A 12,099-nucleotide genomic window follows, 5' to 3' on the forward strand; every position below is an offset into this window, starting at 1 on the left:
TTTTATTTTTGACTTAATTGAAATGCACGAATGTCTTTAAATAATACCCTAAAGTTAGCACCTTTGTCTGAACTTGAGGAAAATTTTCCTCTCAATTGTTTACTTAAAATTTTCACTAGTTTTAAGCCTAAGGACTTGCTTTTTACGGGGTCAAAATCGCTTGGAAGTCCCTTTCCGTCATCGTTGACATTTAGTTCGTATTCCACTTCATTTAAAGCTTTAATATCTATTTTTATTTTTCCATTGGCCTGGTTTTCAAAGGCATATTTGTAAGCATTTGATACCAGTTCGTTCACAATCAATCCCAAAGGAATGGCAGTATCTATGTCAAATTCTATCTTATTGGCTTCTATTTCTATATCAATTTTCTTGCCGTCTTTTTCAAACATTTCTGAGAGATACACTACAAGTTCTTTTAGGTAGTTTTCTATATCTACATTGCTCAAATGATCACTTTGATATAAGTTTTGATGAATCAAGCTCATGGCTTGCACACGGTTTTGACCTTCTCTTATATTTGAAAGCAGGGTAGGGTCATCTATATTGTCGGATTGTATGTTGAGGAGACTAGAGATTATCTGCAAGTTGTTTTTAACTCTATGATGGATCTCGCGTAGCAGTGTTTCTTTTTCTTCAAGAGAAGATTGGATTATGTCGCTTTGCTTGCTTATTTCTTCGTTTTTTTGTAAAAGTATAGCGTTATTCTTTTGTTTTATTCTGGAACGATTATAAAATAAGCCAGCTAGTAACACAAATAAAACTACTCCTAACAATGCAAGGTTTCGAGCCAAATTTGATTTTTCTATTAATTTTTCCTGAAGTTCGGCCTCGTTTTTTAGACTATTTATCTGGTCTTCTTTCTTTTTTGTTTCATAAATAGCCTCCATTCTGGCTGTATTTTCTTTAATGTCGTTGTTGCTGATTAGTTCGTTTAAAATTGAAAATTGTTTTTGAGCTTCAAAGGCCTCTTTCATTCTGTTGGCATTGCTATAGGTATTGGCGAGGTCTTCATAGGCAAAACTTTGCTCTCGAGGCACATTTATCTCTTTCGTTATTCTCACTGTTTCATTGAGGTATTTTTCGGCTTTAGTATAGTTTCCCATTTTATTCATCAATCTGCCCAATTCTAGATTCATAACCGCCACTTTCAGTTTTTGATCTGTTTTTATGGCATATTCAAGTCCTTTTAAATAATATTCCTCCGACAAAGCGTAGTTTTTGAGATAATTGTTTATTGTTCCTAAGTTTTTGTAAGCATAAGCCATCCCTCTTTCATCTTTCATTTCTTTCCGAAGATTGAGGTCCATTGTTGCGTATTTTTCAGCTTCTTTATATTTTTTAAATCTGTTGTAAACAGGTACTATACCTTGGCAAGCTGCCGAAATCCCAGATTTGTTAAAGGTAGTTTCTGCAATCTCTAGAGCTTTTAAGTAGTATTCGACCGCTTTTTCGTCGTTTTTTAGGTAAAAGTTTATAGAGGCAAGGTTGCCATAAATATCACCGACTTTTACCAAATTGCCAATTTTTTCACCTTCTTTTATGGCTGCCAAATAGTAGTCCATACCTTTTTCGAAATTGCCTTGATAGTCGAAGATTATTCCGGTGGCATTGAGTATCCACATTTGTAACTCCGAATCTTTGGCTTCTTTGGCATTTTTTATGGCCAAGTCGTAGTTTTCTAATGCCATGGGGTAGTTGCCCTCTTTTTCAGCAAGATCTCCAAGTCCTTTATAGGCTTCACCTTTTCCCGTTTTATATCCTATTTCGTAGCTTAACTTTAGACATTTTTCGTAACTGCTTTTAGAAAGCTCAACTTTGCCTGTTCTTCTGTATAGATAGCCTTTTATAGCTAAGGCTAAGGCTTCTGATTCCCTATCTTTGAGTTTTTGAGAAAGGAGGTAGCTTTTATCCGCGGCTTTCATGGCCTCTTCAAAATTTCCATCGGACATCAAACACTTTGCTAGCTCTTGATTAATAATGTTTTGAAAAATGTCGTTGGTCTTATAATTTGTATTTGCGGAAAGTTCAGTGCAGTATTTTATGCCAGATTTTATATCTACATATCTTAGGTTTTTTAGAACCCCACTAAGTATTTCGACATTTTGAGGTGATCTTGAAAATTGTGATTTGAGTTCTGTTATTTTTTGATTTTGAGCAAATAAATTAGGGAAAATAAAAAACAAAACTAAACTCCAAAAATGAAATTTCTTTGAAAAATATAATGGTTTATTTTGGGTTTTTATCATGGTTGTTTTTTAAATAGGCTACATAGGTATCAATTCATCAAGTAAGAATAAATAGCCAAATAAATATAAACTATTGATGAAATTTTAGATTATTAGGATTACATCAAATATCAATAAAATATTGTCAGAAAAAAATATATTTGCTGATTAATTTTCGACCATTTTGGATATTTTTTATCGAACTAGATATGTTATTTTTTTATTACTGGTATCCGATTAAAAATAAATAAATATTATTCATTATATCAGCCAGCACTGTTAGAACGCAATCAAAATTCTCTTTCGAAAAAACTACTAACATAAACTACTGATTTAGAGAAATTTGAGTGCGTGAGTTTGTGGACGGTCGGCCGCAGCCGTGCTGTTTTTTTGGTGGTACGCCACTCCGATTCTTTTTTTTGAAAAAAAATAAGGGCGGACGGCTAGTCCCCAGGCGGCAGCCGACACAAAGTAAATAGAGGGTCATTTTCACCATAGACAAAAAAAGCACCTTGAAAGGCCATTCAAGGCCGATTTGCCTGTAAAATATATTTTAGTCGGATGCCAGTATTTTTTTATTATAAAGTTGCAAAAAAACAATATTCTTATTTTTAAAGAACACGTCAACTTAAATATTTCCTATATTTATTCATTAAAAAAGTTTACAATTAAATACTTCTTTAAGCCCAAAAAGCAGCAACCATTGCTCTTGAAATCAAAAATACTCTTAGATTAATTAAAATACTCTGAAGGATGCTTGCCAAACCGCTGCTCGTAGATCTGGGCAAAGTGACTCGATGACTCGAAACCTACCTCATAGGCTACTTGTTTAATGGTGCTGTATTTGCCCAGCTCCAAAATGATACGGGCCCTTTGTAGACGGAGCTCTTTAATCAACTCATTAGGTGTTAGGCCCGTTTGTGATTTTACATGACGATACAGGCTTCGCTCTGTCATGTTCATGGCTTCTGCCAGTTCTGGAATGTTTAGCTTAAGATTAGAGAGATTTTTATTGACATACTGCTTCAAATTACCAATCAAGTCTCTTTGAGGAGATTCATCAATTTCGGCTAATACATTGTCTCGCTCCTGTTTGGCGACTTGCTGGCGGGTAGTAATAAATCGGATACGAGCCAGCAATTCTCTTTTCTCGAATGGCTTTTTGAGGAAATCATCAATACCCATCTCCAAGAGCTCAAGGCGAGTTTCCTCATTGGCACTGGCAGTGAGGAATATGATAGGCAACTCTGCGAAAAAGGTATTTTCTCGGGCTTTTGTCAAAAGCTCCTTGCCATCTATCTCAGGCATCACTAGGTCGGTAATCAGGAGGTCAGGCCGCACTACATTCAGCATTTTCAGGGCTTCTGATCCACTACGAGCCATGTAAACCTTATAGCCTTCCCGCTCTAGCAATTGCTCCATAAATAGTAGGAGATCAGGGTTATCATCCACCACCAAAATGCGGGTAGATTGATTTACTTGGGTTTTTTCTTTGGTGGAGCTAAATTCTACCTCGCTGATAGGAGACTCGGCTTTGAGATATAATGGGAAGCTGAGTGTAAAAGTTGTTCCCTCGTCCTCACTAGAAGCCACACTTATTTGTCCTTCTTGTATCTCAACCAGCTCTTTTACAGCCGCCAAGCCAATCCCATTGCCACTGATATTTTGAGTTTTATGCTCTCGATGATATCTCTGAAAAATGGAATCAAACTTCTCCTTAGGAATGACACTACCTTCATTATTGATCAAAATTTTGACCTGATCACCATTAGATTTTAGGTCGATACTTATTCTGGCACCTTCTGGGCTATATTTGATCGCATTGGAGATCAAATTTGACCAAATGATATCCATTTTACGCTCATCTAGCATGAGGGTGAGGTCTGGCTCTGTAATGGTGCATGTCAATTTTTGGCCTTTCTCTTTCAACAATAAATCATACATGGCCTGCATTTTTCGGAAAAAGGACTTCATATTTAGGCGAGTACGAAGCAGGTTAAAATCCGCCTTATTTTCACCTGCCAAACGAAGCACATCATCTACCATGTGAGAGATACGGCCGGCGTTTTGGTCAATGAGTTTGAGTCTTTTTGATACATCCTCTTGCTCGGTCACTTCTTCTTGTAGCGATTGCGTCAATCCACGTATAATGGTGAGTGGTGTTCTGAATTCATGGGTGATATTTTCAAAAAATTCTCTTTTCTGAACTTCTTGATTTTGAAGCAATTCTTTTTGAGCAGCAAGTAATTGATTTTTCTTTCTATTTTTTAAAAAGGCAAAACCCAGCAAACTCAAGACTACTGCCAGTACCGCCAATCCCATATAGAGCAGGTTTTGTCTGGATTGAAGGTTTTTATTCTCCTGTTCTTTTAATTCCGTCTCATATTTTTCAGCGATTTCAATAGACAATTTCTCTTGATTCTCCAGCAACAGGGTATCAGACCATTCGAAAGCCAATTGGAGGTATTCTGCAGCATCTTCATAATTGTAGGTTCTCTTGGCGGCTTTCCCTAAGGCAAATATAGCACTCCTTACCAGTGGCGTGTTGTCTAATTCATCCATCATATCGATGGCTATCAATAAATTCTCTTTGGCATTTTTATAATCCCCCACTAAACTCTGAGTCACACCAAGATTTTGATAAGAGGCGGCTCGTACTGTAGGACTCATGTTATCGGCATTTTGTAGCCCTTCCTTAAAATAAGCTATGGCATCGGTATAGTCACCGGTAAACATATATCCAGACCCAATGCCAATTTTAAGCATTGACTTAATGGTACTGGGAGGCAGATTATTTGTAATGGTTTTACAGATTTCGATTTCTTTGGCCATGCTTTCTGTATCATGTAGCAAATGCAAGTAGACATTGCTCTTGTTGAGATGCACCAAGGCCATGTACAAATTCTCTTGGTATTCGGCGTAAATATCTAGTGCTTTTTGCAGATGGTCTAGGGCTTGCTCGGGCTTAATTTTTAGCCTCATGTGTATCAATCCCACTGTATTGTGAGCATCGGCTAGTAGCAATTTTTCTTTCGAATTTTGGAGGTCCCTCAAAGCATCCAATCCATAGCTTAAAGCCTCCTGATACTTTGCTTTTTTCTCTAAGGTGCCGGACATTGACACCTTGTACCATGCTTTGTATTTTAATTGGGGATACTTATTTACTAATGGTTTTATTTTTTCTAAAACTGTTAAAAAAGAGTCAGGATAAATGATGGGCAACAGGAACACTTCCTGCTTTGGTGTTCGTATATCTTGTCCATTTTCAATCTTCGTTTTCAATCTTTCAAAAACTTGATCGGCAGAAAGCATTTGGGCCTGTGCTGCAAATCCCAAAAGCATTAAAAGTAAAATTCTCAACATACGCATTGTTTATAATGGGGTCAAATTTATATGATGCAAATAAGTTAAAATCAATTCATTAAACAAAATGGCAGAAAAAAATAGCCCTTTGGCAGAATATCGCAATTAAGAAGGAGCTTATGGTCAAAGAGTATTGATAACAGTACGGATCCAGGTGAAAAAAGGTGGCAGAGTCACCTATATTTTTGGCAGGGAATCGGTTTTTTGGGGGGCGTACTTTGCGGTGTTCAATGTCAAATGAATTTTTGTTTTTGCTGAACTCCTAATCTTTAAATAATTATCATTATGGACTTACAATTCCTTTCCAGAAAAATGCTGCCTTGTCTACTGACCCTCTTTTTGATTGTCAGGTTTTCCACCTTCAGCCACGCCCAATCCTGTGATGGAGTAATGATTGAGAACTCAATTAGCTCCACTGGTACCCCGGCGTTTAATAATGTTACACAATCTTTTGTGTCTACCGCCACCGGCAATATGACTATGTTGAGGATATTTACCGGCCATAACGTAAATGATGGCCAGTTTCACACCACATCGGTAAAACTTGAAATTTTTGATCAGGGAAATATTATAGGCACTCAAACCGCCAGTATCACATATGCAGCAGTTTCAGATTTTCCTTTGGATTTTACATTTGACAATATCGCCGTTTCATTGGTAGCGAATAGAACCTATTCATTTCGATTGTCAAATCAGACATCTGAAACCATTATGTTCAGAACGAATAATGCTTATCCATTTGGTACTAATAGCTTACCGACACGTTCGGATGTGCGATTTGTTATGAACATGCATGTTGACAACCCACTTCATATCGCTCCGAATAATTTTACCTGTGCGGAGTTTCCGGTTTTGCACATAACAGATGGAGGTTTTATAGGGCCTGACTATAATCTTTTCCGTAACGGCTCACTTTTTAAAACTATCAAAGTAGATTCCATAGAAATATTGGATGACGGTGCCTATCATGTTCAAAAAACAGTATTCCCAGGCTGTACTATTATTTCTGACACGGCCACTTTTCAATCACTTCCTATTAATAAAGATACTACAGTGGCGATTCAGGATAGTATTTTACTTCGTGGGCAGTTTTATCAGATTGGCGAAAATCCGAGTTTCAATGATTTGGATAATAATGGATGTCTTGTCCGAAGAATTAATTTCAAATTAATACCAAATAAAATAACACCCCAAGTCTCGCCATGTGAAACGGTGTTAAATACTGTAAATAATACAGAAATTTTTCAAGGAACGGGCCCTTTGCTGAGAGACAGTAGCTTTACTTTTTCGGTTTGGGCAAAGAGAACACGACTAAACCGTACCGAAGTCTACTACAGATTAGGTTCAGAAAATGCAGTAGATAGAGCCATTCATTTGGGTTTTAGAGATACCAATGCAGTGCTTTTTGGTTTTTTTGGTGATGATTTGGAGTTTGCCCCACCTACTGTAGATCTCAACTGGCATCACTACGTATTTACTTATGATGCCACCACCAAACAGCAAGAAATATATGTAGACGGAACTTTACTTGCACAAAAACTGGCCTTGGGAAATTTTGTGGGTAACCGTACAGTAACTTTGGGTGCATTTTCGGGCACAGGTGATAGTTTTAATGGTTTTCTGGAAGACTTTCAGGTTTGGAGAAAAAAATTAAATAGTTCGGAGATTATCGATCTATATCGGTTAAATAATTCGGTGCAGACTGCATCTAAACTAGTACATTTTAAATTCAACGATATAAGAGGAGTCCAAAAACTAAAAAATTCGGCAGATAATACCTTTTTTGATATCACTAATATCAATACCAACACACAGCAAACAGATAGTTTGGGACGTGTAGGTGGAGCTACCTATTCCAGTATTACGCTAAGACCATTGACTGGAACCACCGTAGTCCTAAACGGAAATTCGTACACTCAAGACTCCACTTTTACAGATACGCTCCAAACCACGGCCGGCTGTGACAGCATGGTAAATTACACCTTGTTTTTTATTACATTGAAAGAACCAGTTCTTGAAAATTGCACCACCGTACTAAATCTGAATGGCCTAAGTTTTCAAAAAACTACCGATCCATTAGGACCAGATTTGGTCAATAAATCCTTTAGTGTAGCCGTATGGGCCAAACGCAAGCGATTAAACACCACAGAGGTCTTCTACTCTATGGGAGAAACAAGTGTTAACAGCCATAAAGGACTGCATTTGGGTTGGCGGCCAGATGGTAAAGTTTTTATGGGATTCCTTAGTGCAGACACCGAAATTGACCAACCGCAAGATACGCTTTGGCACCATTATGCATTTGTTTTTGACAATGCTCAAAGCCTTCGCAAAATTTATAAAGATGGTAAATTTATAGGTCAGGGCTCGGGCACCGCTTTTACGGGTGACAGAACTCAGTTTCTGGGTGCATTTCGTAATGGTGAAGTACGATTCAAAGGCCAGCTGGAAGACTTACAAATTTGGGACAGCGTTCTGGGCCAGGCGGATATCGATAGCCTTTTTAACCAAAACAATGAGGTACAAACAGCCAACAGAAAGCTCTTTTATGATTTCAATGAGGTACGGGGAGCAGATGTCCTAACAAACAGGGCTGATGGGAGCATAGTGAACCTCACCACGCTGAATAGTCTCCAAATTTTCACTGATTTAAATGCTGTACCAGCTGGACCAATCACCACAGACCACTTACTAACGGCAGCTTTGGGGGATACCATAAGCTACAAAGGCCTTAAGTTCACGGCAGATACTACTTTTACAGATAGCCTGCTGACCACCATCGGTTGCGATAGTCTTGTAAAAGTCAGCGTTTCATTTTTTATAAATCCCTTGGAGGAAGAATGTTCCACTGTACTGAAACTGGATGGAAGCAAGTTTGAGACTTTCGCCAACGGCCCGGTACTGGCCAATAAATCATTCACTATTAGTTCATGGGCTAGGAGAAAAGACAGTGCACTTGATAAGAATGAAATCTTCTTTTCTCTTGGAGATGTGGAAACCACAGGTAACTTAATTCATCTAGGCTGGCAGCCCAATGGAAATGTTTTGTTTGGCTTTCTTGGAGCAGACCTTACTATACCACAAACCAAAGACAATTTCTGGCACCATTACAGCTTTTCCTTTGACGTCACTACTGGAATAAGAACCATCAGAAAAGACGGAAAGAAAATTGCAGAGGCCACGGGTGTAGCTTTTACAGGTAGTCAGATAATCACCTTAGGTTCCTATAAAAACGGAGGTTCGAAATTCAATGGTTTACTTGAAGATCTACAGGTTTGGGACAAAGTATTAGATTCGGCAGAAGTGGCCCAGCTTATTGCTGGCAACAATGCTATTTCATTGAACAATAAGCTACTACACTATGATTTCAATGATTTTCGTAATGTAAATGAATTAACAAACCGAGTAAATGGAGAAGTAAATTCACTAGGTCAAATCTCAAACGCTTCGGCTTTGGTGAATCAAAATGAACTACCTGATGGTAAAACCGGTAGTTTCACAATTACCAATAAGGCACCAGGGGATTCCGTCATTGTAGCTAATCTTACTGTTTTCAGTGATACGACATTAATCGATACCCTTGTCAATTCACTTGGATGTGATAGTGTACTCATCCATAAAATTACATTTAAAAATTTCTTAGAAAACTGCACCAGTGTTCTTCATTTGAATAATGAAATTCAGGACCTTTCAGGCGGCCCTAACCTTGCCAATTCCTCGTTCAGCATTGCTGTATGGGTTAAAAGACAGAAAGTAGTCAATGGTAGTGGTCCCACAGAAGTCTATTTCAGGTTAGGAAGTGAGAACAATAACAATAGGGCTATTCACTTAGGTTTCAGAGATACCGGTAAAATATTGTTTGGCTTCTTTAGTAATGATATGGAAGTGACCAAGCCTCAAGATAATAACTGGCACCATTATGTTTTTACTTACCAAAGTGGCAACACCACCGCTACAAGAATTCAAAAAATTTATCATGACGGTGTGCTGCTAGGGTCTAGAAATTCGAATGGTAATTTTTCAGGCAATTCTCAAATGAAACTAGGGGCATTTTCGAATGTAGCAGATTCGTTTAAAGGCTTTTTGGAAGATTTACAGATTTGGAATACCACGCTTTCTGCAGCAGATGTGACTGCACTGTTCAACAGAGAAAACAATATCAAAAACAGCCAAAAACTGATTTTCTGGGATTTTAACGAGACTAGAGGCAATGCGGTTCTTACAAATAAAGTCGACAATACAATTCATGAACTGACCGATTTGAATGATCTAATAGCCTTTACAGACACGCTCGGAAATCCATCAGGTCCTTCTACAAGTTATAATTTCACTACTCAAAAAATAGGCACCACAGTTGAGATAAATGGTTTACAAATTAGCTCTGATACCAGCTATACCGATACGCTGGTAAATGCCGCTGGATGTGATAGCTTGTCTATTTATGATGTTGTTTTTGATCGTCAATTAAACCCCAACGAGGACGCCTGCAATACAGTATTACAATTAGACGGTACTCAAAGTCAAATCTTTAACAATGCCGGCCCTGCACTTTCAGGCAGCTCTCTTACTTTTTCACTGTGGTTAAAAAGAGACCGCATTAACACTGAGGAAATTTACTTGACACAAGGTACAGAATCGGCGAATAATAAAACCCTTCACCTGGGTTTCAGGACAAATAATAATATTTTATTCGGATTTGGAGGCAATGATTTGGAGGTGAATAGAAACCAGGATTTGCTTTGGCATCATTACGTATTTGTATATGACAAAAATGCTGGCTCCAACGAAAAGAAAAAAATATATGTAGATGGTGAATTGATTGGAACTGGTGGTGGAGGAGACTTTACCGGAAATCGAAATATCATTCTTGGATCATTCCAAAACATTTATGGGCCATTTGAAGGTATGATGGAAGACCTGGAAATATGGGATACCGCACTTACAGCCTCAGAAATTGACTCCCTTCATTTTCAAAAAAGAAACGTTTCTCTTAATTCCAAAAGGCTTTTCTGGAACTTTAATGAGAATGTCGGTGAAAATGTTTTGACAAATAGCGTAGATAATACAACTGTTTCGCTTTCGGCTTTTGATCGGGATACAGATATCGTCAATCTTTCAGGAAACCCATCTGGAAAGTCGGTAAGTATCGTCAATGAAACCTCTTGCACGGTTTATGAATTTAACGGCACAATACTTTCATCATCAGGCACTTACATCGACACTTTAGTGAATTCCTTTGGTTGCGACTCCATTGTTATTTTAAATCTTACAGTAAATATCATTTCGGAAGAAGTTAATGTACAAGCTTGCAATTCGTATCTATTTGGAGGGCAAACGCTTACGATATCGGGTACTTATATCGACACCCTCAGCACCCAAGCTGGCTGTGATTCTATAGTGACATTGAACCTAACAATGCTAGCACCTGACAGCACATTCATCACTGAAACAGCCTGCGATGTCTTTGACTTTTTCGGTCAAAACCTGGATGAATCTGGTAGATACTATCATACGCTTCAAAATACAGCCGGATGTGATTCTGTCATTGCTTTGGATCTCACATTTAACAGGTCGCCGTTTACTGAAATAACTGTCATCACATGTGGATCATACTTTTTCCATGATTCGCTCTTTACGCAGTCTACCACCTACAGTTTCAGTGTACCTAGCAGCAACGGCTGTGATTCGGTGGTGGTTTTGGGTTTAATCATCAAGCAGGCAAGTAGCTCACAAGTATCTGTCAGTCAATGCGGTCCATATCAATTCAATGGTATCACGCTCAGTAGCTCGGGTATTTACCATGATACGCTCACCAATGCAGCTGGTTGTGATTCGATAATCACCTTGAACCTCACCATCTTGCCACAGAGTACCGCTAGCATCAATATCACGGCATGCAATAGTTTTGATTTTAATGGGACCGTTTTGACGGCCTCTGGTATCTACAAAGATACACTTGTCAACGCCGCTGGCTGCGACTCCATTATCACCCTCCATCTGACCATTGCCACGCCTGTAACTGCCACATTAAGCGGAAATGCAGTCATAGCTCCTGGTGGCACAGCTACTTTGAGTGTGGTATTTACGGGCACTGCCCCTTATACAGTGGTGATAAATGGAGTGACTCATGGTGGCGTATCTGCCAATCCGTTTTTGTTGCCTGTGTCTCCTACGGCTACTACTACCTATAGCGTCACCTCTGTAAGCAATTCAAGCTGTGGAGAAGGCACAGCTTCGGGTAGTGCTACTGTCACGGTAGAGAATAGCCCATGCCCACCTAATTTAATTGTTCCAATCAGTGTCAATAAAATATACCGAGCTCAAAATCAGCTCAAATCCAGCGTAAATGCGAGTCATCAAACCAGCTATTCAGCAGGTGGTTCCATCGTGTTGGAGCCTGGTTTTCAGGTAGGAAGCAATGAGACTTTTGAAGCAAAAATAAAGGGTTGTGATAATTAGATGACATTACCAAAAGTGTCTTTATTTTATTATTTACATTTTTTAGTAAAGTCGA

At 38.5% G+C, this 12,099-nt stretch carries 3 protein-coding genes; 1 reads left to right on the forward strand and 2 read right to left on the reverse strand.

The window, feature by feature from the left end:
• Window positions 1-2 precede the first annotated feature (2 nt).
• Both EGI22_RS04595 and EGI22_RS04600 read right to left on the reverse strand, forming a co-directional pair.
• The gene (locus EGI22_RS04595) at window positions 3-2,246 is read right to left on the reverse strand and encodes a tetratricopeptide repeat protein (protein WP_255066688.1); all 2,244 of its coding nucleotides are present in this window, start codon (window positions 2,244-2,246) and stop codon (window positions 3-5) included.
• A 711-nt stretch (window positions 2,247-2,957) separates the two neighbouring features.
• Window positions 2,958-5,588, reverse strand: coding sequence for a response regulator (locus tag EGI22_RS04600; protein WP_255066689.1), 2,631 nt, complete (start codon window positions 5,586-5,588; stop codon window positions 2,958-2,960).
• Window positions 5,589-5,978: 390 nt separating this feature from the next.
• Between EGI22_RS04600 and EGI22_RS04605 the strand changes: the two genes are divergently transcribed.
• A complete protein-coding gene (locus tag EGI22_RS04605; RefSeq protein WP_255066690.1) occupies window positions 5,979-12,044 on the forward strand; it encodes a LamG-like jellyroll fold domain-containing protein in 6,066 nt (2,021 codons plus the stop codon).
• Window positions 12,045-12,099: the final 55 nt, after the last annotated feature.

This window comes from Lacihabitans sp. LS3-19 (assembly GCF_024343575.1).
Taxonomy (GTDB): Bacteria; Bacteroidota; Bacteroidia; order Cytophagales; family Spirosomataceae; genus Leadbetterella.

Bases quoted from the DNA above. Each gene is read 5' to 3' on its own strand.
- EGI22_RS04595 (WP_255066688.1), bottom strand. From the start codon at position 2,246: ATGATAAAAACCCAAAATAAACCATTATATTTTTCAAAGAAATTTCAT.
- EGI22_RS04600 (WP_255066689.1), bottom strand. From the start codon at position 5,588: ATGTTGAGAATTTTACTTTTAATGCTTTTGGGATTTGCAGCACAGGCC.
- EGI22_RS04605 (WP_255066690.1), top strand. From the start codon at position 5,979: ATGATTGAGAACTCAATTAGCTCCACTGGTACCCCGGCGTTTAATAAT.